The sequence below is a fragment of the Nocardioides sp. T2.26MG-1 genome (genome assembly GCF_950101795.1).
In the GTDB taxonomy this organism is placed as follows: domain Bacteria; phylum Actinomycetota; class Actinomycetes; order Propionibacteriales; family Nocardioidaceae; genus Nocardioides.
Genome location: NZ_CATNLZ010000032.1, coordinates 231,452 through 252,800, shown reverse-complemented (window position 1 = coordinate 252,800; position 21,349 = coordinate 231,452). Strand labels below are relative to the sequence as shown.

At 73.2% G+C, this 21,349-nt stretch carries 18 protein-coding genes; 7 read left to right on the top strand and 11 right to left on the bottom strand.

The annotated features are described in order from the left end of the window. The first annotated feature begins 36 nt into the window (after positions 1–36). Positions 37–981, top strand: a complete 945-nt coding sequence (locus QQZ14_RS16220; protein WP_284535399.1) for an alpha/beta fold hydrolase — start codon at positions 37–39, stop codon at positions 979–981. Here QQZ14_RS16220 and QQZ14_RS16215 read toward each other — a convergent pair. Further along, entirely contained in the window at positions 947–2,401 is a 1,455-nt protein-coding gene (locus QQZ14_RS16215) for a WS/DGAT/MGAT family O-acyltransferase (protein ID WP_284535398.1), read from the bottom strand. The two genes, QQZ14_RS16220 and QQZ14_RS16215, sit on opposite strands and share 35 nt — an antisense overlap. A gap of 137 nt (positions 2,402–2,538) precedes the next feature. Here QQZ14_RS16215 and QQZ14_RS16210 point away from each other — a divergent pair, with 137 nt between their 5' ends. Beyond that, positions 2,539–3,771, top strand: coding sequence for an alpha/beta hydrolase (locus QQZ14_RS16210; RefSeq protein WP_284535397.1), 1,233 nt, complete (start codon positions 2,539–2,541; stop codon positions 3,769–3,771). A 6-nt stretch (positions 3,772–3,777) separates the two neighbouring features. Here QQZ14_RS16210 and QQZ14_RS16205 read toward each other — a convergent pair whose 3' ends face one another. The 6 genes from QQZ14_RS16205 to QQZ14_RS16180 form a co-directional block, all read right to left on the bottom strand. After that, positions 3,778–5,364, bottom strand: coding sequence for a hypothetical protein (locus QQZ14_RS16205; protein ID WP_284535396.1), 1,587 nt, complete (start codon positions 5,362–5,364; stop codon positions 3,778–3,780). Further along, positions 5,361–6,266, bottom strand: coding sequence for an ABC transporter ATP-binding protein (locus QQZ14_RS16200; protein WP_284535395.1), 906 nt, complete (start codon positions 6,264–6,266; stop codon positions 5,361–5,363). The genes QQZ14_RS16205 and QQZ14_RS16200 overlap by 4 nt, the downstream gene beginning before the upstream one ends. Next, positions 6,263–7,060 carry a MerR family transcriptional regulator gene (locus QQZ14_RS16195; protein WP_284535394.1) on the bottom strand — a complete coding sequence of 266 codons (798 nt, stop codon included), beginning with the start codon at positions 7,058–7,060 and terminating at the stop codon, positions 6,263–6,265. Before QQZ14_RS16195 ends, QQZ14_RS16200 begins: the two co-directional genes overlap by 4 nt. Positions 7,061–7,111: 51 nt before the next feature. Then, positions 7,112–8,515: a lytic transglycosylase domain-containing protein gene (locus QQZ14_RS16190; protein WP_284535393.1), complete on the bottom strand. Its 1,404-nt coding sequence runs from the start codon at positions 8,513–8,515 to the stop codon at positions 7,112–7,114. 102 nt (positions 8,516–8,617) lie between these two features. Beyond that, complete coding sequence (locus QQZ14_RS16185; protein WP_284535392.1) at positions 8,618–11,278, bottom strand: cation-translocating P-type ATPase; 2,661 nt, start codon at positions 11,276–11,278, stop codon at positions 8,618–8,620. A 54-nt stretch (positions 11,279–11,332) separates the two neighbouring features. Beyond that, positions 11,333–13,381, bottom strand: a complete 2,049-nt coding sequence (locus tag QQZ14_RS16180; RefSeq protein ID WP_284535391.1) for an acyl-CoA dehydrogenase — start codon at positions 13,379–13,381, stop codon at positions 11,333–11,335. A gap of 87 nt (positions 13,382–13,468) precedes the next feature. Between QQZ14_RS16180 and QQZ14_RS16175 the strand changes: the two genes are divergently transcribed. Then, a complete protein-coding gene (locus tag QQZ14_RS16175) occupies positions 13,469–14,122 on the top strand; it encodes a class I SAM-dependent methyltransferase (RefSeq protein WP_284535390.1) in 654 nt (217 codons plus the stop codon). On the opposite strand, the gene QQZ14_RS16170 is transcribed toward QQZ14_RS16175, so the two are convergent. The 3 genes from QQZ14_RS16170 to QQZ14_RS16160 are packed head-to-tail and all read right to left on the bottom strand — an operon-like array spanning position 14,081 to position 17,232. Continuing rightward, positions 14,081–15,229: a prenyltransferase gene (locus QQZ14_RS16170; RefSeq protein ID WP_284535389.1), complete on the bottom strand. Its 1,149-nt coding sequence runs from the start codon at positions 15,227–15,229 to the stop codon at positions 14,081–14,083. The genes QQZ14_RS16175 and QQZ14_RS16170 overlap by 42 nt on opposite strands. Then, positions 15,222–15,980: a class I SAM-dependent methyltransferase gene (locus QQZ14_RS16165; RefSeq protein ID WP_284535388.1), complete on the bottom strand. Its 759-nt coding sequence runs from the start codon at positions 15,978–15,980 to the stop codon at positions 15,222–15,224. The genes QQZ14_RS16170 and QQZ14_RS16165 overlap by 8 nt, the downstream gene beginning before the upstream one ends. Continuing rightward, positions 15,967–17,232, bottom strand: a complete 1,266-nt coding sequence (locus QQZ14_RS16160; protein WP_284535387.1) for a glycosyltransferase family 4 protein — start codon at positions 17,230–17,232, stop codon at positions 15,967–15,969. Before QQZ14_RS16160 ends, QQZ14_RS16165 begins: the two co-directional genes overlap by 14 nt. Before the next feature lie 205 nt (positions 17,233–17,437). Here QQZ14_RS16160 and QQZ14_RS16155 point away from each other — a divergent pair, with 205 nt between their 5' ends. After that, complete coding sequence (locus tag QQZ14_RS16155; protein ID WP_284535386.1) at positions 17,438–18,043, top strand: TetR family transcriptional regulator; 606 nt, start codon at positions 17,438–17,440, stop codon at positions 18,041–18,043. 21 nt (positions 18,044–18,064) lie between these two features. On the opposite strand, the gene QQZ14_RS16150 is transcribed toward QQZ14_RS16155, so the two are convergent. After that, the gene (locus QQZ14_RS16150; protein ID WP_284535385.1) at positions 18,065–19,267 is read right to left on the bottom strand and encodes a hypothetical protein; all 1,203 of its coding nucleotides are present in this window, start codon (positions 19,265–19,267) and stop codon (positions 18,065–18,067) included. 117 nt (positions 19,268–19,384) lie between these two features. On the opposite strand from QQZ14_RS16150, the gene QQZ14_RS16145 reads away from it, so the two are divergent. The 3 genes from QQZ14_RS16145 to QQZ14_RS16135 all read left to right on the top strand — a co-directional run bounded on the left by QQZ14_RS16145 (position 19,385) and on the right by QQZ14_RS16135 (position 21,349). Beyond that, positions 19,385–19,885: a hemerythrin domain-containing protein gene (locus tag QQZ14_RS16145; protein WP_284535384.1), complete on the top strand. Its 501-nt coding sequence runs from the start codon at positions 19,385–19,387 to the stop codon at positions 19,883–19,885. An 81-nt stretch (positions 19,886–19,966) separates the two neighbouring features. After that, positions 19,967–20,185, top strand: coding sequence for a hypothetical protein (locus QQZ14_RS16140; protein ID WP_284535383.1), 219 nt, complete (start codon positions 19,967–19,969; stop codon positions 20,183–20,185). 129 nt (positions 20,186–20,314) lie between these two features. Then, positions 20,315–21,349 carry a threonine aldolase family protein gene (locus QQZ14_RS16135; protein WP_284535382.1) on the top strand — a complete coding sequence of 345 codons (1,035 nt, stop codon included), beginning with the start codon at positions 20,315–20,317 and terminating at the stop codon, positions 21,347–21,349.

Below are 21,349 nucleotides of genomic sequence, written 5' to 3'. Positions count from 1 at the left end.
CTAGTCGGGTTACGCCCGTCGAGAGGGAGGTCGAGTGTGCACCCACTCTCGCCCGGTGCGCTGGTGCGCCGCCGCTACTACGTCCCACGCGCCCGAATCCCGTCCGGTGCGATGGTCGAGCTGCCGGGCCGCGGGTCGACGTACGTCACCGACACCCCGGGCCCGAGCCCCGACTCCCCCACGGTCGTGCTGCTGCACGCCGTGGGCTGCACCGGGCTGCTCACCTGGTTCCCGTCGATCGAGCCGCTCTCGCGCCGCTACCGCGTGGTGACGATGGACCAGCGCTGGCACGGCCGCGGCATCCAGTCCCCCGAGTTCTCGATCCACGACTGCGCCGACGACGTGGCCGCGCTCATCGACGAGCTCGACCTGCGTGACGTGATCGTGGCCGGGTTCTCGATGGGGTCGATCATCGCCCAGCGGGTGTGGCGCCAGCACCCCGACAAGATCGACGGCCTCGTGCTGTGCGCGACCACCGACCGGTTCCGCTCCTCGATCGCCGAGCGGGTGTTCCACCAGAGCCTCGAGGTCGCGATGGCCGGCGCCCGCGGCGTCTCCCGGTCGCGTACGGCGGTGCGGGCCTCGCGGCAGACCGCTCGGGCGCTCGACCTCGACCCCGCCGACATGCACGACTGGGTGCTCAGCGAGTTCCGCTCCACCAGCCCGTGGGCGGTCGGCCAGGCGGTCGCCGCCCTCGGCCGGCACCACTCCCGCCCGTGGCTGGGCCGCATCGACGTGCCCACCGCGGTCGTCGTGACACTGCGCGACAAGGTGCTGCCGCCGAGCAACCAGATCGCGCTGGCCCGCCGCATCCCCGGCGCGACCATCCACGACATCCAGGCCGGGCACGCCGCGTGCGTGCTCGAGTCGGAACGGTTCGTGCCCGCGCTGCTCGAGGCGGTCGACACGGTCAACGCCCGGCGCCGCGACGTCCGGCGCCGCGGGCTCAGCGGGCCGGGGACCGCTTCCGACTCCGCTTGATCGGGGTCGGCGCCTGGGCGGCCACCACCGCCGCCTTCAGCGTCGCGAGCTCCACGGGGAACCGCTGCACGAGGTCGTCGACGTCGGGCATCGACTCGCGGCACGAGATGATCCCGACGTGCATCCGGCCGTTGTTGGACATCACGGTGATGTTCAGCCCGGCGCCGTGGAACACCGGCCCGAGCGGGTAGAGCGCGAGGATCTGGGCGCCCATGAAGTACAGCGGGACCGGCGGGCCCGGGACGTTGGAGATCACCAGGTTGTGCACGACCGGGTGCCGCTCGGGCAGCCGGAGCCCGGCGTACGCGCGCACGGCGAGCCCGAAGGTGCGCGGCGCCGCGAACTCCGCCCAGTCCTGGAGCGAGTCGGCACTGATCGCGGCGTGGTGCTCCTTGGCGAACTTGTTCCGCTCGGCCATGTCGCGCAGCCGCTCGAGCGGGTCCTCGGTGTCGGTGCCGAGCTTGGCGAACAGCGCGGAGACCTTGTTGGCGCCGCCCTCGTGCTTGGACTGCTCGCGCACCGAGACCGGCACGGTGGCCAGCAGCGAGGACGACGGCAGCTCGCCGCGGGCGTCGAGGTAGGCGCGCAGCGCGCCGCCGGCGACCGCGAGCACCACGTCGTTGACGGTGGTGCCGGTGGCGTTCTTGATCTGGCGGATGTCCTCGAGGTCCAGGTCGGCCAGCGCGATCGCGCGGTTCCCGGTGATGGTGCCGTTGAACGACGTCCGGGGCGCGGAGAACGGCGCGGCCATCGCCGTACCCTCCCGGGCCCGGCCGATGGTCTTGGTGATCAGCTGCACCGACGGTGAGACCAGGCGTACGGCGCTCAGCGGACGGGTCATGGTGCTGAGCACGGCCCGGCCGAACAGCTCGCCCTGGCTGGGGTCGCGCCCCGCCCGGCCGACGTCCCCCGGGGACATCGGCTCGGCGCCGGGCTCGAGGCTGCACAGGTGGGAGATCAGGTTGGAGCCCGAGACGCCGTCCACGGTGGCGTGGTGCATCTTGGAGAACACCACGACCCCCTCGGCGCCGGCCTCGGTGCGGTAGCCCTCGATGACCCACATCTCCCACAGCGGCCGGGACCGGTCGAGCGGGAGCCCGGCCAGGTGGCTGGTGAGCTCGGTGAGCTCGGTGTAGCCGCCGGGCGCCGGGAGCGCGAGCCGGTGCACGTGGCGGTCGACGTCGAAGTGGCGGTCCTGCACCCAGATCGGGTGGTCGAGGCCCAACGGCACCTTGCGGACCTTGCGGGTGAAGGCCGGCACGTCGCGGACGCGCCGGTCGATCGCGTCGCGGATCGCGCCGAACTCGTAGCCGCCGGGCATCGTGCTCGGGTCGAGGACGATGACGCCGCAGACGTGCATCAGCTGGGCAGGCGTCTCCAGGTACAGGAAGCTCGCGTCGAGCCCCGACAGGCGTTCCATAAGCTCTCCCGACCAGTAGAACGTGTTGCAGCATCAACGACCCACCCACGGTACGGCCACGGGTGACGGACGTCTCATACCCGCCCGAAGGGTCGCGCACCCCCGTGCGGTCCGGCAACACGTTCTACATTTGTCGTATGTCGTTCCTGCGCCGCCAGCTCGTCACCGCCGCCCTGACCGCCAACGCGATCCGGCCGGTGCCGGGCTTCCGGGCCGGCATCCCCTCGTTCCTGGCCGGCTGGCTCACCTCCGAGCTCGCGCCGCACCTGATGGCGCTCACGGCGGCCGACACTGCGGCCCACGCCCGGCGCCGCGGCCGCAGCCGGAAGGCCCTCGCCCTCGCGGCCGCCAACCTCGCCGGCCAGGCCTTCCTGGTCGACCAGGCCCGCCGGGTGCGCACGCAGGCCGAGGACGCGCTGGTCGAGGGGCTGGGCGCCGACTACATCGAGCAGCTCGACGCCAAGCCGACGCCGGCGGAGCTCGCGGTGCCGTGGCGGCGGCTGGTCAACCCGTTCCGGATGCGCGACGTCGCCGTCCGGGTCGACAAGAACGTCGCCTACGCCCCCGAGCACGGCAAGCGCGGCCTGCTCGACGTCTACCGGCCCGCCGAGGGCGACGTCACCGGACGGCCGGTGCTGCTCCAGGTGCACGGCGGCGGCTGGACGATCGGCAACAAGGACCAGCAGGGGCTCCCGCTCATGCACCACCTGGCCGCGAAGGGCTGGGTCTGCGTGGCGATCAACTACCGCCTCGCGCCGCGTGACCCGTTCCCGGCGCAGATCATCGACGTCAAGCGTGCGATCGCCTGGGTCCGCGAGCACATCGAGGAGTACGGCGGCGACCCCGACTACATCGCGATCACCGGCGGATCGGCGGGCGGGCACCTGACCGCGCTGGCGGCCGTGACCGCGAACGACCCGGCGTACCAGCCCGGCTTCGAGGGCGCCGACACCAGCGTCGCGGTGGCGATCCCCCACTACGGCGTCTACGACTTCGCCGGCTGCACCGGGCTGCGCAGCGCCGAGCTGATGCGCGACAGGTTCCTCGCGCCCCGGATCGTGAAGCGGAGCTGGACCGAGGACCCGGAGGTCTTCGAGGCCGGCACCCCGCTGCTGCGGGTCGGCAAGGAGGCGCCGGACTTCTTCGTGCTGCACGGCGCACACGACTCGCTGGTCTCGGTCGAGCAGGCCCGGCTGTTCGTGCAGCGGCTGCGCGAGGTCTCCGGCGCCACGGTCACCTACGCCGAGCTGCCGGGCGCCCAGCACGCCTTCGACGTGTTCCCGTCGATCCGCAGCCAGCACGTCGTCCGCGCGATCGACCGCTACCTGCACTGGCACTGGAACGGCTGGCGCCGTGAGCACCAGGCCTGACCTGCGTCAGCCGGTCACCACGTCGCGCCATCGCACCACGAGAAGCCCGAGCCCGCCGGCACCCAGCCCGAGCGCCGCGAGCAGGGCCGGCGCGAGCAGGTCGCCGGCCCCCCAACCGGGCACCGGCAGGTGGCCGAACGCGCCCAGGTCGATCACGGACGCCGGCACCCCGAGCAGCTCGCCGATCATCGCGAGCGCCACGCTCATGCCGAACGGCAACCAGGCCGCCCAGGCGAGGCGGGGCGCGGCTCCGACGAGCAGCACGGCGACCCCCAGCAGGACCAGCACCGAGGGCCACTGCCCCACGACGTACCAGAACGCGTCGTCCGCCAGGCTCCCGTCGATCCCGAGGGCCGTCACCGCGGCCGTCGCGACGCCGCTCACCACGAGGGTGAGCGCCGAGCCGGCCGCCGCGACCCCCCACCAGGCGCCGAGCGGCGCGGCCGGCGCCGCGCCGAGGCTGCGCACCTGCTCGGTCAGGCCGGCGCGCTCCTCCCCGACGGCCTGGGCGGCCAACAGCAGCGCGCTCGCGGCGACCACGATGCCCACCACGGTCCCCGTGTAGGCGAGGTAGGCGACCGCCGGGTCGGCGCCGTCGAGCTGGGCGCCGAGGAAGCCGCCCTCCAGGCTCCCGTCCCGCGCGGACTCGACGACCCCGGTACCGATCAGGGCGAACACGGCGCCGCCGAGCGCGACCGCGGCCGCCCAGGTCAGGGCCGAGCGCGCCCCGAGCCGCCCCGCCAGCCCGGTCGCGCTGCGCACCCGCAGCCGGCCCGAGCTCCGCGGTGGCGCCGACCAGAGCGCGGAGCCGAGCTCGCGGCGCCGGTCCAGCCACGTCGCGGCGAGCACCAGAGCCAGGCACGCGACCGCCGCGACGCCGAGTGGGCGCACGTCGTCGTCCGCGAACAGCCCGACGCTCCCCCGCAGCCCCAACGGGCTCAGCCAGCCCAGCGGCGGTACGTCGAGCACGTCGGCCGCTCCGCGCAGCAGGAACGCCACCCCGAGCACGAGCGCACCGCCCATCCGGGCGCCGCGGGCGGTCGGCAGCAGCTGTGCCAGCACGCAGCCCACGCCGGCCATCAGCAGGTACGTCGCGGTCACCACCGCCCCGAAGGCCAGGCACCCCCGGGCGTCGGCACCCGGCACCGCGCCGGCCTGCAGGGCCAGGGCGCCGCCCGCGACGGCACCGAGCGCGGCCCCGACCAGGCCCGCGAGAACCAGCCCGGCGCGCAGCGGCGCGTCCCGTTCGACGCCGCAGCTGCGCACCAGCTCGACCGTGCCGTCGTCCTCGGCCGCGCGCGTGACCCGTACGGCCAGCATCAGCCCGAGCAGCGCCGCGATCAGCGTCACGAACGTCCCGATCTCCCAGCCGAACATCTGGGCCGGTGTGCCCGGGTCGGGAAGCCGCCCGTACAGCAGCAGCGACGCGGCGTCGTCCTGGGCGCGCGCCACCGCGACGCGGCGTGACTCCGCGGTCGGGTAGGTGTCGGCGTACGCCGAGCAGGTCCCCGCCACCAGCACCCCCACCACGCCGATCCACGTGCCGGCCCAGCGGCCGTGCCGGCGCGCGAGGATCCGGAGCAGGCCGGTCACCGGGCAGTCGCCTCGTAGTGGCGCAGGAACAGGTCGTCGAGGGTGGCCGAGGTGCAGGTGATCTCCCACGCTCCCGCGGCCACCAGGGCGCCGAGGACGGCCGCGACCTGCGCACCCGGCGCGCGCAGGTCCACGGTCCCGTCCGCCCCGACCTCGCCGGCGACACCCGGGCCGGCCGTCGCCGTGCGCACCGCGTCCACGGCCTCCGCCGGCACCCGGGCAGCGACCCGCGACGACGCGAGGTGCCGCATCCGCGCCACCTGCCCGGACTCCACCAGGCGGCCGTCCTTGACGATCGTGACCGCGGCGCACAGCCGCTCCACCTCGCTCAGCACATGGCTGGAGAGCAGCACGCTGCGCCCCTGCTCCGCGGCGTCGCGGACGCAGGACTGGAAGACCTCCTCCATCAGCGGGTCCAGCCCGGTCGTCGGCTCGTCGAGCACCAGCAGGTCGGTGCGGGCGGCGAACGCGGCGACCAGCACGACCTTCTGGCGGTTGCCCTTCGAGTACGTGCGGACCCGGCGGCCGGGGTCGAGGGCGAACGCCTCGACGAGGCGCCGCTCGGCGTCGCGGTCGTAGGCGCCCCGGATGCCGGCCAGGGCGTCGAGCACCTGCTGGCCGGTGAGGTTGGGCCACAGGGCGACGTCGCCCGGGACGTAGGAGACGCGGCGGGTCACCCCCGCCGGGTCGTGGGCCGGGTCGGTCCCCAGGACGCGCACCTCCCCCGCCGTACGCCGGTAGAGGCCGAGCAGCACGCGGATCGTCGTGGACTTGCCGGCGCCGTTGGGGCCGAGGAAGCCGTGCACCTCGCCGGGCTGCACCTCGAGGTCGAGGCCGTCCACGGCCGCGAAGGTGCCGAACCGCTTGACCAAGCCGGTCACGGCGACCGCCGGGGCGCTCACGCCAGCCCCCCGGCCTCGATCGCGGCGACCAGGTGCCGCATCACTGCCTCGCCGAGCACGCGCTCACGGTCGGTGCCGGTGGCTGCGAAGAGGTCGTAGAGGCGACGCAGCCCCGCCACGTCGACCGGCTGCACCGGGCGTCCGTGCTGCTCGGCGCCGGCGGTGAAGCGGGCCACGATCCGGGCGGCGTTGTCGGCCGCGATCCGCTCGACGACGTCCGGTGTCAGCTCGGCGGTGGAGTTGCCCTCGAACGCCGCCGCGCTGGCCGCGCGAGCGGCCTCGTCGAGCCCGAGGTAGAGCAGCTCGGCCTCGGCCGGCACGTCGCCGCGGAAGTAGGCGAGCTCGACGAAGTCGCGCTCCCGGCGCACCTCACGGCGGGTGCGCTCGTCGGGCGCACGGCCCTCCATCTCCTGGTAGAAGGCGAGCACGGGGGCGGGAGCGGGCGACAGCGGCCCGCCCGCCCGGAGCGAGCCGATCAGGTCGTGCAGCCGGTCGCGACGGGTGGTGAGCTCGGCGAGCTCCTCCTCGACCGCCGCCAGCGTCGCACCGAGGTCGGTGAGCACGCCCTCGCGGACCGGCTGCTGCCCGTCGTGCGCGAGCATCTCGGCGATCGCCTGCAGCGGCACGCCGGAGGCGGCGAGCCAGCGGATCCGGCTGAGCCGGGCGACGTGGCGCAGGTCGTAGTCCCGGTAGCCACCGGCCTCGTCGGGCACGGGCAGCAGCCCGATCTGGTGGTAGTAGCGCACGGTCCGAACCGAGGTGCCGACCAGCTCGGCGATCTCTGCGACTCTCACCTGTCCAGCATGGCGGTGTGACGTGACGTCACAGCAAGAGCGGAGTGCGGCCTACTGCTCCGGGAGGTAGGCGTCGTCACCGATCGCGAGCAGCACGGGGGCGGCGTCGTCCTCGGGCATGCTGAGGGTCACCGTGACCTCGGTCCCGGCCAGGCCGGCCAGCTCCTCGGCGTTGCTCTCGACCGCACCGTCGCCGTCGAAGTCGGCGAGGGCGGTGGCGCCGAGCAGCTCGTCGTCACCGACGTCGAGTACGACCTCGTCGAGGCACCACGCGGGCTCGGCCTCGGTCCCGCAGACCGCGAGCGTGCCGGTGACCTCCTCGCTGTCGACGGGCTCGGGAGTCGGGTCCGGCGTCGGGTCGGGCGTCGGGTCCGGCGTCGGGTCCGGCGTCGGGTCCGGTGTCGGGTCCGGCGTCGGGTCCGGCGTGGGCTCGGTGCTCGGGTCAGGGTCGGTGGCCGGCTGGGTGCCGGGGTCGACGTCGCCGGGGCGCACCGGCTCGGCGCCGGCGTGGCCGTGGGTGACCTGCTCGGCGTGGGCGTGCCCCTGGCCCGCGTGGTGCCGGACCTCGTCAGTGCCGTGCTCGTCCGCGGCCGGGGCGACCGTGCGGACCGAGCGCGGGCTGTCGTCGTACGTCTGCAGCTCGGGCAGCTCGTAGTCGCCGGCACGGTAGGCCCGCTCGACCGCGAGCACGGCGGCGGCGTACGCCGAGGACGGGTTGTAGCGCAGCACGGCGGCGCGGCGCCCGGACCAGCTGTCGAGGTTGCCGGGGGCGGCGCAGAGGAACACGGCCGCGCCGAGAGCGGCGTCGTCGAGGTCGTCGGCCGAGCGGACCCCGTCGCCGTCGGCGTCCACGCCGACGGCCGACCAGGTGCTCGGCAGGAACTGCATCGGGCCGACCGCGCGGTCCCAGCGCCGGTCCCCGTCGACCGTGCCGGCGTCGGTGTCACCCACGCGGGCCACGGGGCCGGCGCCGTCGAGCGCGACCCCCCGGATCAGCGGGGTGGAGACGCCGTCGGAGCCGAGCACCGCACCGCCGAAGCGGCCGTGGTCGGACTCCACCCGGCCGATCGCGGCCAGCAGCGTCCAGGTCAGCCCGCAGTCAGGGTCCACCTGGTCCATCACGGCCGCGGCGGACCGGTAGGCGCCGACCGCGGCGACCGGCAGGTCGAGCGGCGCGGTCGCCGAGGCGTTCATGGCTGCACCGCCGCGCGTCTCGTGCGCGACCTGGCGCGCATCGGCCGAGGTCGGCGTGGTGGCCGGCACGTCGGCGTTCTCCGGGCCGGAGTCCACGGCGATCACCACGTCTCGCACCGGCGGCCGGGGCGCGGTGCCCGGGGCGGAGGCCGCGACGACGGCCACCGTGGCCATGGTCGCGGTCACGCCGAGCACGAGTCGGACACGCCGGTGGAAGTGCATGGGTGAGTGCTCGTCCTCGTCTCTGGGATCGCGGTCCATACCAGTGTGTGCCTGATTCCCACCGAGCGTCACCCCCCAGAAGGAGGAGATCTCGACACCGGGAGTGCTATCGCGTGAACGCGGGCCGAACACCAGGTCACCTCACCGCCGCCGGCGGATCGCGCGGTAGGCCTCGTCGACGCCCCAGACCACGATCGGGAACGTCGCCAGGAAGGCCAGCTCGCCGAGCCCGAGCGGCCGGGTCCCGAGGAGGTCCTGGGCGGCCGGCAGGTAGATCACGGCCGCGGCGAGGACCACCTCGAACAGGATCCCGGCGACCAGCAGCCGGTTGCTGAGCACGCCGATCGAGAGCAGGGAGACCCGGTCGGTGCGGGCCGCCATCGCGGTGCCGATCTGGCAGGCGACGATGCCGGCGAACGTCATCGTGGTCGCGGTGAGGTAGTCCTCGTGCAGCGCGGAGCCGGCACCGGTGGCGTCGCCGGGCCGCCACCCGGCGGTCCACAGGACGCCGAGGAACCCGGTCGTGACGAGGAGTGCGGAGACTACGCCGAGGATCCCCCAGGCACGCAGCAGCATGCCGGCGGTGATCAGGCTCTCGTGCCGGCGTCGCGGAGGGCGCTGCATCAGGCCGGGCTCGGCCGCCTCGCGGCCCAGGGCCAGCGCGGGCAGCGTCTCCGTCCCGAGGTCGATAAGCAGGATCTGGGTGACCGTGAGGCCGAGCGGGATCGCCCCTCCGGAGAGCGCGAACAGCAGGAACGGCACGATCTCCGGCACCGCGTGCGCGAAGATGTAGAGGATGAACTTGCGGACGTTGTCGTAGACCCGGCGGCCCGACTCGATGGCCCGCACGATCGTCGCGAAGTCGTCGTCGGTCAGCACCATCGTGGCCGCCTCGCGGGCGACGTCGGTGCCGCTGACGCCCATCGCGACGCCGATGTCGGCCTGGCGCAGTGCCGGGGCGTCGTTGACGCCGTCGCCGGTCATCGCGACGACGTGCCCAGCGGCCTGTAGCCGGGTCGCGATGCGGAGCTTGTCCTCCGGCGAACTGCGGGCGAACACGATCTCCTCGCCCCGGCCGAGCAGCGCGTCGAGCTCGTCGTCCGGCATCCGGTCCAGCTCGGCACCGGCGACGACCGTGACCGGGTCCCGGGCGATGCCCGCCGAACGCGCGATCGCGGCCGCGGTCGCGCCGTTGTCGCCGGAGATCACGTGCACGACCAGCCCGGCCTGGTGCGCGTGCCCGACGGCGGCCGGCACGGCGTCGCGGAGCGGGTCGGCCAGGGCCACGAAGCCCACGAGCGTGAGCTCCTGCTCGACGGCCTCCCGGTCCTCGGGCGGGTGCTCGCCGAGCAGCCGGGTCCCGCAGCCGAGCAGCCGGAGGCCGCGGCCGGCGAGCTCGGGGAGCCGGTGGTCGAGGTTCGCTCGTAGCGCGCCGGTGAGCGGCACCGTGGCGCCGGCCTGGGTCAGGACGGTGGTGCAGCGTGCGACCACCGCCTCCGGGGCGCCCTTGGTGAGCACGACCCGGGTGCCGTCGGCACCGAGCGCCACCACGGACATCAGCCTCAGCCGGGGGTCGAAGTGGAACATCCGCTCGCGGCGGTCCGGCGGCCACGTCTCGACCCCGAGGTGGCTGGTGGCGCCGAGCAGCGCGAGCTCCGTGGGGTCGCCCACCCCCGTCTCGCGGTCGGCGGTGGTGCAGGTGGCGAGCACCCGGACCAGCGCGGTCGCGACCGGAGGCTCCGGGGCGCTGCGCGCGGTCGCGTCCCAGACGCTGTGGAGGTGCATCCGGTTCTGAGTCAGGGTGCCGGTCTTGTCGGTGCAGATCACGTCGGTCGAGCCGAGGGTCTCGACGGCACTGAGCCGCTTGACCAGGCCGCCGCGCTTGGCGAGCTCGGCGACGCCGACCGCGAGCGCAAGGGTGATCGTCGGGAGCAGGCCCTCGGGGACGTTCGCGACGAGCAGTCCGATCGCGAACACCGAGGCGTCGGTGAAACCGAGTCCGGCGAGCATGCCGAGCGGCAGGAACGCGAGCCCCACGCCGACCGCGACGGCGGCGATCATCCACGCGACCCGGCGAACCTGCCGCTCCAGGGGGCTCGTCTCGTGCCCGGTGCGGCTGCTCAGTCCGGCGATCCGCCCGAGCTCGGTCGTCATGCCGGTGTGCACGACGACGGCCGTGCCCTCGCCGGAGAGGCAGGTCGTCCCCGAGAGCACGACGTTGCGCGCGGCCACCAGCCGCGGCGCCTCGGGTCCGTCGGGCTCGCCGGCCTCGCGTACGGCGGGCAGCGACTCCCCACTCATCGCCGAGAGGTCGACCTCGAGGGACCCGGAGACCAGCCGCGCGTCCGCGCAGATCGACTCCCCCTCCTCGATGACCACCAGGTCCCCGGGGACGATCTCGCGGGCGTCGACCTGCAGCCGGTGGCCTCCCCGCACCACGAGCGCCCGCTGCGGCAGGTAGGCGCTGAGCGCGGCGACCGCGTGCTCGGCGTGCCGCTCCTGGGCGAGCGCGAAGGCCGCGTTCAGCGCGATCACCGCGATGATCGCCACCCCCAGGGTCGGGCCCTGGGTGGACAGCGCCAGCGCGGCCGCGCCCCACAGCAGCAGCGCCAGTGGGTGCACGAGCTGGCGCAGCAGCGCCGAGAGCAGCGAGGTGCCCGCGGTCACGCTGAGGAGGTTGGGCCCCACCTCGGTGAGCCGGCGCGCGGCCTCCTCGGGCGTGAGCCCTGCTCCATCGGTCTCGAGCCGGGCGAGCAGGTCGGGCAGCGGGTCCAGCAACGGGTCGGTCGTGACGACGCCCATGACCCCAGGCTGCTCCGCCCCCGGCGGCCACCCCAGGGTCCTAGGGCCCGAACGTCACCGCGGCAGGCCCAGGATCCGCTCGCCGGCGACGTTGCGCAGTACCTGCGTCGTACCGCCCGCGATCGAGAGGCAACGGGTGTTGAGCAGCTCCCACACGGCGTCCCGCACGGCCTCGTCGTCACCGAGCACGGCCCGGTCGCCGTGGAGCTCGACCACCAGCTCGGCGCCGTCCTGCCGGTTGCGTACGCCGAGCAGCTTGGCGACGCTCGACTCCGCACCCGGCCCCTGGCCGGCGAGCGAGCGCAGCGTGGAGCGCACGCCCAGCAGCGAGCAGACCGTGGCCAGCGCGATCGAGTGACCCACCGCGACCCGCTGGGCGGGTGTGACGCCCGCGGCCGCGAGCTCGACGGCCCGCTCGGTGCTGGTGCTCAGCCGGCTGGTCGCCATCGCGACCCGCTCGTTGGCCAGCGTGGTGCGCGCGAGCCTCCAGCCGTCGTCGACCGCGCCGACGACCATGTCGTCGGGCACGAACACGTCGTCGAGGAACACCTCGTTGAACAGCGCCTTGCCGGTGATCTCACGCAGCGGCCGGACGTCGATGCCAGGGGTGTTCCTCATGTCCACGAGGAAGTACGTGATGCCCTTGTGCTTGGGCGCGTCCGGGTTGGTGCGGGCCAGGCAGATCCCCCAGTCGGCGCGCTCGGCCACGGAGTTCCACACCTTCTGCCCGGTGAGCCGCCAGCCGCCGTCGACCCTCTCAGCGCGGGTGCGCAGCGAGGCGAGGTCGGAGCCGGCGCCGGGCTCGGAGAACAGCTGGCACCACACGAGGTCGCCGAGCAGCGACGGCCGGACGAACCGCTCGCGCTGCTCGTCGGTGCCGTGCTCGAGGATCGTCGGCACCGCCCACCCGGCGATCACGATGTCGGGCCGGGTGACCCCCGCCCGGGCCAGCTCCTGGTCGATGACGACCTGGGTCACCGGGTCGGCGCCGAGGCCGTACGGCGCGGGCCAGTGCGGGGTGAGGTAGCCGGTCTCGACGAACGCTGCCCGCTGCTCCCCCACCGGGAGCGCGGCGATCCGCTCGACGGTCGCGCGCACCTTCGCACGGACCGCCTCGTCGCGGCCCCCGAGGTCGAGCTGCACGCGCCGGCGTACGCCCTCGACCGCGGCGGCGGTGAGCCTCTCCGCGGCCTCGTCGCTGTCGCCCACCAGAGCGCGCAGGGTCAGGGCCCGCCGCAGGTAGAGGTGGGCGTCGTGCTCGAACGTGAACCCGATGCCGCCGAGCACCTGGATGCAGGACTTCGCGACCTCGACGGCGCCGTCGAACGCGATGGCCGCGGCGACATCGGCCGCGAAGGCCCACTGGGTCTCGTCGTCGGAGGCCGCGGAGGCGACGTCCCACGCGGCCGCGGTGACCGACTCGGCGGCCTCGAGCATCTCCGCGCACAGGTGCTTGATCGCCTGGAAGCTGCCGATCTTCTGGCCGAACTGCTCGCGCACTCCTGCGTAGTCGACCGCCGTCGCCAGGCACCAGCGCGCGACGCCGGCGGCCTCGGCGGCCGCCAGCGTGACGGCGGTACGCCGGACCAGGTCGGTCGTCACGGCCACGGGCTCCCCCGCGGCCGCGTCACGGACAACGAGGCGCCCGAACCGGCGGCTCAGGTCGATCCCGGTGGCCGGCGTGAGGTCGACCGCGTCGACCGGGAGCAGCCGCCAGCCCCCGTCCGCCTCTGCCAGCACGTGGGTCGCCGAGGGCGCGTCCCAGACGACATCGCCCAGCGCGAGGGCTACCACGGCGTCCTCGGGGATCTCGCCCAGCACGGCGGCCGCGACCGCCGGGCCGAGCAGCGGGCCGGGGACGAGCTCGTGGGCGCACGCCTCGAGTGCCACCGCGACGTCGAGGGTCGTCCCCCCGCCGCCGACCGCCTCCGGCAGCCCGATCGTCGGGACGCCCATCTCGGTGAGCGCAGCCCAGGCGGTGTCGAACGTCGCCGCCGGGTCCTCCTCGGCGGCGCGGGCCAGCTCGCGGCCGCGCAGGTCGGCCGCCCACTTGCGCAGGCTGGACGCCAGCTCGACGTGCTCGTCGGAGATCCCGATCGACATGCATTCCTCCGCAGCCGGTGATTGAGGAGGTTGCGCAGCAACCGTCTCGAAATCTAGAACGTGTTCCAACTCTACTAGAGTGCGCGGGTGACCGACGACTGGCTGACCCACGCCCTGGCCGCGAAGGGCTTCATGCCCGAGGACGAGGGCCTGCTGCTGCACCGGGTGGCGCTCGACCGGCTCCCCCACGGGCCGGTGCTGGAGGTCGGCACCTACTGCGGCAAGTCCGCGATCTACCTGGGCGCGGCCGCCCGCATCGTCGGCGGTCCCCAGGCGGTCGTGTTCACCGTCGACCACCACCGCGGCTCGGAGGAGAACCAGGCCGGGTGGGAGCACCACGACCCGACGCTGGTCGACCCCGAGACCGGGCTGATGGACACGCTGCCGGTGTTCCGCCGCACGATCGCGGCCGCGGGCCTCGAGGACCAGGTGGTCGCGGTGATCGGCCGCAGCACCACGGTGAGCACCCACTGGCGGACGCCCCTGTCGATGCTGTTCATCGACGGCGGGCACGCCGAGGAGCACGCGCAGAACGACTACACCGGCTGGGCGCACTGGCTGGTGCGCGACGGGCTGCTGGTGATCCACGACGTGTTCCCGGACCCGGCCGACGGCGGGCAGCCGCCGTACCACGTGTTCCTGCGCGCGCTTGAGAGCGGCGCCTTCACCGAGGTGGAGGCGCTGGGCTCGATGCGGGTGCTACGCCGGACCGCCGGTGACGCTGGACAGCTCGTCGGCTGAGGGGCAGCCGCACTCGAGCGCGAGCTCGGTGAAGTGCGGCGCCAGCGAGGTGCCCCGGTAGATGCCCGAGCCGGCCGTGCTGTGCCCGCCGACCTCGCCGAGCGCGTCGACGGCCAGGATCACCGCGGCGGCCGTGTACGTCGTGTGCTCGACCGGCCAGTGCACGTCGCGCGGCTCGTCGGCGGAGCCGGGGTCGCCGGGGCTCGCATAGACCCAGCCGGTCCAGTACCGGCCGTCCGGGTCGCGCAGGTGCTGCATGTCGGCGAGCAGCGCCAGCGCCCGGCGGTGGTCGCCGAGCCCGTCGAGCGCCATCGCGAGCTCGCACGTCTCGGCGCCGGTGACCCAGGGGTTGGCGTCGATGCAGTGGATGCCGAGGCCCGGCACGACGAACTCGTCCCAGCGGGTCTCGAGCATCTCGAACGCGTCGCGCCCGCGCACCGCCCCGCCGAGCACGGGGTAGTACCAGTCCATGGAGTACATCGCCTTGTCGGCGAACAGGTCGCGGTGCTCGCGCAGCGCGTGGCCCAGGCGGCCGCCGGCGAGCTCCCACTCCGGCTGGGGATCGTCGAGCAGGTCGGCGAGCGCGACGCCGGCGCGCAGCGAGTGGTAGATGCTCGAGCACCCGGCCAGCAGCGCGAACGACTCGGTGGGCGTCCAGTTGATGCCGCCGAACGGCAGCTGCTGGGAGACGACCCAGTCCAGGCCCGCGCGGACGGTCGGCCAGTACTGCTGCACGAAGCCGATGTCGCGGCGTACCAGCCAGTGGTGCCACACGCCGACGGCGAGGTACGCCGTCATGTTGACCTCGCCGCGGTTGTCCTCGACCACGCCGCCCACGATCTTCATCGGCACCGAGCCGTCGGGTCGCTGCACGGTCGGGACCCAGGCGTAGGCGCGCTCGGCGGCCTCGACCTGGCCGCCGACGAGCATCGCCATCGCGGCCTCGACGTGGTTCCAGACGTCGGTGTGCTCGCCGGTCGTCCACGGCACGGAGCCGCAGTCCTCCTGCATGGCCGCGATCGTCGCCGCGGTCTCGGCGACGTGCTCGGCGCTCAGCACCCCCTCGACGTACGGGATGCGCGCGAGCCCGGTGTCGGAGTCAGTCACGGGCGCCGCCGAGGGGCTTGCGGAAGTACAGCACCATGCTCTTGCCGATCAGCGGGTCGAGCACCTTGCCGGCCAGCTGGAGCGTCCGGGGCTGCTTCATGATCTCCCACACCAGGAGCTTGTGATAGGTCCGGGCGAGGAAGTGCTCCTCGTTGTTGACGCCGACCGCGCACTTGATCCACCAGTACGGCGCGTGCAGGCCGTGGGCGTAGTCCTTGCCCTCGCAGATCATCGCGTCGCCGGGCTCGCCGTCGTTGAGCTTCCCGGCCTTGGTGACCTTGTCGATCAGCTCGTGGTCGGTGTAGATGCGGATGTGGCCACCCGGGGCGTTGTGGTACTCGTCGGACAGCCGCCAGTTGACGACCTCGGGCAGCCAGCGCGGCACCGAGATCGCCAGGGTGCCGCCCGGGCGCAGCACGCGGACCAGCTCCTTGATCGCGGTGACGTCGTCGTGGATGTGCTCGAGCACCTCGGCGGCGACGATCCGGTCGAACTCCCCGTCAGCGAACGGCAGCTCGAGGGCGTCGCCCTGCTTGATGTCGGCGCTGGCGCCCGCGGGCACCTCGCCGTTCTCCTTCATCGCGCCGAAGATCTCCAGCACGCCGGCGAGCTCGTCGGCGTCCATGTCGAACGCGACGACGTCCGCTCCGCGGCGGTACATCTCGAACGCGTGCCGGCCACCGCCGGCACCCATGTCGAGCACCCGCTCACCGGGCTGGAGGCCGAGCCGGTCGAAGTCAACGGTCAGCACGCGCGGTCTCCTTCTGCTTCTCGGACTGGTAGTCCTCGATCACTTCTTCGTACGCCGCCGCGACTTTCTGCGCCACGGCGCGCCAGCTGAACAGCTCGTCGACGCGCTGGCGGCCGGCGGCGCCGTACCGCGCCCGCCGCTCGGGGTCGTCGAGCAGCGCCGCGATCGCGGCGGTCAGCTCGCCCACGTCGCCGGGGGTCACGAGGTCGGAGCAGAGGCCGTCGGGGCCGACGACCTCGGGGATCGCGCCGGCGCGCGAGACCACGAGCGGGGTGGCGCAGGCCATCAGCTCGGCGGTCGGCAGCGAGAAGCCCTCGTAGAGCGAGGGCACGCAGGCGATCTCGGCCGAGCCCATCAGCTCGACCAGCTCGGCCTCGGTGACGCCGTGCACGAAGCGCACCGCGTCGCCGATCGAGAGCTTGTCGATGAGCCGCTCGGTGCGGCCGCCGGGCGTCGGCTTGGTGACGAGCAGCAGCTCGAGGTCGCGCTCGGTGCGCAGCTTGGCGAACGCCTCGAGCAGCGTGGCGATGCCCTTCATCGGCGCGTCGGCGCTGGCCATCGCGAGGATGCGGCCCGGGACGCGGGGCTTGGTGGGCGGCACGAACCCGTCGTCGACGCCGAGCAGGATCACCTGCATGCGGTCGGGGTCGACCCCGAAGTCCTTGACGATGTCGCGCTTGGACGTCTCCGACGGGGTCATGATCTTGCGCGCCTGGCGCGCGACCCGGCCCTGCATCTTCAGGAAGCCGTACCAGCGGCTGAGCGTGAACTTGCGCCACGGGTTGCGGGTGGAGCCGATGTCGATGCGCCGGTCGAAGGTGATCGGGTGGTGCAGCGTGGTGATCAGCGGCAGCCCCATCTTCTCGATCTCGAGCATGCCGTAGCCGAGCACCTGGTTGTCGTGCACGATGTCGAACTCGTCGACGCGGTCGCGCAGCGCCCGGGCCGCGCGCAGGCTGAACGTCTTGGGTTCGGGGAACCCGGCCGCGCACATCGTGGCGAACTCCTCGACGTCGATGCGGTCGCGGAACTCCTTGAGCTTGGGCACCCGGAACGGGTCCGGCTCGCGGTAGAGGTCGAGGCTCGGCAGCTTGGTGAGCGTCACGCCCTCGTCGAGGTCCGGGTAGGGCTGACCGGAGAAGACCTCGACGGAGTGGCCGAGGTTGACGAGCTCACGGCTCAGGTGCCGGATGTAGATGCCCTGACCGCCGCAGTGGGGCTTGCTCCGGTAGGACAACAGTGCGACCCGCATCCGCACCCTTTCTCTCGACCTCCGGCGGTGCCGGAGGGTTGGCCGGATGCGTGGGACACGCCGTGCCGGGCAAACTGGAACGTGTTCCGATTTTAGACTACGCATTGGTAGCGTAGCCGCCGATATGCACGGGGCAGTCGTCAGTCTCTAAACTCGAGCGGACCGGGGTCGTCCCGATCGTCATCCAACCCGTCAGGGGGTCCGTGTGAGCAGCGCCAACTCGCTGGCGGTCGAGGATCTGGGCTCAGCAGCCCAGCGGGACCGACGCAAGCGCATCCTCGACGCGACGATCGCGCTCGCATCCCAGGGCGGCTTCGACGCCGTCCAGATGCGCGCCGTCGCCGAGCAGGCGGACGTCGCTCTCGGCACGCTCTACCGCTACTTCCCCTCGAAGATCCACCTGCTGGTCTCCGCGCTCCAGCGCGAGTTCGAGCGCACCGAGGTCGCGCTGCGCGACAAGCCCATCGAGGGCGACACCACCGCCGAGCGGGTGATCACGGTGCTCAAGCGCACCACCCGCGGCATGCAGAGCGACCCCAAGCTCACCGAGGCGCTGACCCGCGCGTTCATGTTCGCCGACGCCTCCGTGCAGGCCGAGATCCACCAGGTCGGCATGCTGCTCACCTCGATGCTCACCCGCGTGATGCGGCCCGAGGGCCACGACGAGGTCACCGACGAGGATATCGCGATCGCCAAGGTGATCGGCGACGTCTGGCTCTCCGCGCTCGTCGGTTGGGTCACCGGCCGCAACTCCGCCGCCGAGACCGGCCAGCAGATCGAGGTCGCGGTCAAACTCCTGCTGCGCGACTGATCCCCCGGACCCGAGCGGCCATCATGGGAGCCGCGAACCCGCTGACGACGGGAACTCGAGTTCCGGAAGGGGCCCCAGGCCGGTCCGCCGGCGCACGAGCGCCACGACGCTCTCGGCGACCTGCCTGGCCCGGGTCGCGGGGTCCCGGTCCGACGCCGACAGGTCGGGCTGGTCCACGAAGACCCGCAGCCGCTGATCGCTGCGACGACTCCTGACTCGGGCGCGGTCCCCGCCGTACCAGATCTGGACCTCGAGCAGGCGGATACCCGACCCGGCCCACCAGACGTGACCCGACGGCGACCCCAACCGATCCATCTCAGCGCTGAAGGCGCGGTGGAATCGCCTGGTCCAGAGGCTCTCGATCGGGCCGCCCCCCACGAACGAGACGTCCGGCGGCTGTTCAATCGCGGTCGCGCCGCGCCCCTCGACCCGAACCGTCAGAGGCGGCAGCGCGGGGTCGCCCTCCGGGACCGGCCGGACGCTCAGGTAGTCCGCGACCGTGCCGCGCCACGAGTCGTTCACGCGCGAGAGGCTCAGCTCTCCCCCACGGATCGCGGGCACGAAGTCGTAAGGCACCACGGCGACCCGGTCCTTGCCGTGCCAGCGCATCGACCTCGCCGCCCGCCGGAAGCCCTCGCTGGTGCAGAACGCCAGAGCCTCGTCCGAGGACGCGACCAGAACGCCGTCGTCGCGCCGGGTGACCAGCAGCCGCACACGGCCGTACCCGTCCGGCGCCAGCCGGAACGCGGCCTGCGCCACGTGCCGTCGGTCCGGGGACACCTTCGGCGCCGAGCTCCACCGATACTCCAGCCCACGGTCGAGGCAGTGACGTCGACACGCCTCCAGAGCATCGGCATCCCAGCCACGCGCGAGCGCCAGCCGGGTCACAATCCCGTGCACGGCCTCGAGCAGCATCTCTGCCCTGACTCGCGGGCTGTGGGCGAGGAATCCGGTGGGTACGCTCACATGGCCGACCTCGCACCCCTCGCGGACAGGGTCCACGGACACCGTGACGCGCACCTCGTCGAGGTCCGGGTCGTGGCGGGTGAAGATCCGCAGCTCGGTGACCTTGCTGGTGAAGCCGAGCTCGCCGAGGGCCTCGCTGTAAAGCTCCGCGACCGAGCGGCAGGCCCGGATCGCCACATCTGCGACCTCGTCCTCGTCGGTGGGCCGGTCGGCACGGCCCTTTGCAGGCCACGGGTAGACGAGTGACAGCACGGGCACGCCGATCAGGGTGCCCGGCTTCGGGGCAACTCACACGTGAAGCGGACGTCCGCTGGGTACGCACCGTGCGCGGCACCTGCCGCCATCAAGACCACGCCGAGCCCAGGAGAATCAGCGATGTCCACTGACGCGATCGTCATGCTCAAGAACGACCACAAGGAGATCCTCCGCGCGTTCCGCGACTTCGAGGCCGCCGGCGACGCCGCGGTGAAGACCAAGGGCAAGCTCGTCGACAAGATCGTCGAGCTGCTCACGGTGCACACCTACATCGAGAACGAGGTCATGTACCCCCGCGTGCGGGAGCTGGTGCCGGACCTCGAGGACGACGTGCTGGAGTCGTATGAGGAGCACCACGTCGCCGACGTCCTCGTCATGGAGCTGGTCGCGATGAAGCCCGACGACGAGCGGTTCACCGCCAAGACGACCGTCCTGATCGAGAACGTGCGCCACCACATCGAGGAGGAGGAGGACGAGTGGTTCCCGCAGGTCCGCGAGGCGCTGGGCCGCAAGACCCTCCAGGAGATCGGCGCCGAGATGGCCGAGGCGCGCAAGAAGGCGCCCCGCAAGCCCTCCCAGCCGGGTGCACTGAAGAAGACGATCGACGCCGTCATCGCCTGATCTCGTCATGATCGGGGCGCGCCTCCATCGATTTGCACGGTCCAATCGCTGGAGGCGTCCGCACCTGCGATACTGACGGTGATGACGAATCAAGCGCGGGGACGCCGCCACCTGGCGAGCAGCCCCTTCCGACCGGATCCCGAGCCCATCGTCGAGGAGTTCGAGGTCGACGATCTCGTCTCTCACGACTCCTACGGAATGGGTCGGGTGACCCACGTGGACACCGCAGCGGTGACCGTCAACTTCGGCGCGCAGACCGTGCGCGTCGCGCGGCCGTTCCACAAGATGTCGAAGCTCTAGCGAGCACCGCGGGCACCGACGCCGACCGGTCGAGGCCTCCGGTTGAGCCGCGCCGCGTAGGGTGCGGTCGTGCCCTCCGAGGAGCTGGTGACACGAGTCCGAGACGCCGCGAGACGGTGCGAGCGAGCGGTGTCGGGCCAGAGCCCGCGATCTCCGGCCGAGGTGTTCTCCGCCCTCGCACGCGCCTGCGAGGATCTCGGGATCGACGCCTGGGACTGGTACGGCGAGGGCGGCGCCGTACGCCGTCTCGAGGACGACCTGGTCGAGCGGTTCGGGGTCGAGGCTGCGGCCTTCTTCCCGAGCGGGGTGATGGCGCAGCAGGCGGCGCTGCGCGTGCACTGCGATCGGGCGGGCAGTCTGCGGGTCGCGATGCCGGACCTCAGCCACCTGCTCGTGCACGAGGAGGACGGGCCGCGGGTGCTGCACGACCTGGAGATCCTGTTCCTGACCCGCGGGTTCGAGGTGCCCACCGCTGCTCATGTCGCTGCGTTGCCGGGGCGGCTCGGGGCCGTCCTGGTCGAGCTGCCGCTGCGCGACGCCGGCTGCCTGCTGCCCACCTGGGACGAGCTGCGGGAGCTGTCCGGCGCCTGCCGTGAGCGTGGGGTGGCGCTGCACGTCGACGGCGCGCGGATCTGGGAGGCGCAGCCGTGGTTCGACCACTCCTTCGCCGAGATCGCCGCCCAGGCGGACTCGACGTACGTCTCGTTCTACAAGGGCCTCGGCGGGCTGGCCGGGGCGGCGCTGCTCGGGTCGGCGGACGTCGTCGCCGAGGCCCGGCGGTGGCGCCGCCGGCTGGGCGGGACGACGTACCGCGTCACCGCGGAGGCCGTGGCCGCGCTCGTCGGTCTGCGCGACCGGCTGCCGCTGATCCCGCAGACGGTGGCGTGGGCCCAGGCGTTCGCGGCGGCGCTGCCGGCGACGATCACCGTGCAGCCGGGCCGGCCGCAGACCAATCAGTTCCTGCTGTACGCCGCCGGTGACGCCGACGCGGTCAACGAGCGCACGGTGGAGGCGATCGAGGCGCACGGCGTCGGCCTGCCTGCCTGGTGGTCCGCCCGGGAGCCGGGGCGGGTCCAGACCGAGGTGGTGGTGACGCCGGCGGCTCTGGGCCTCGACCTCGCCGCGATGGCCGCCCAGCTGGCCCAGGTCATCCTCGCGGACTGA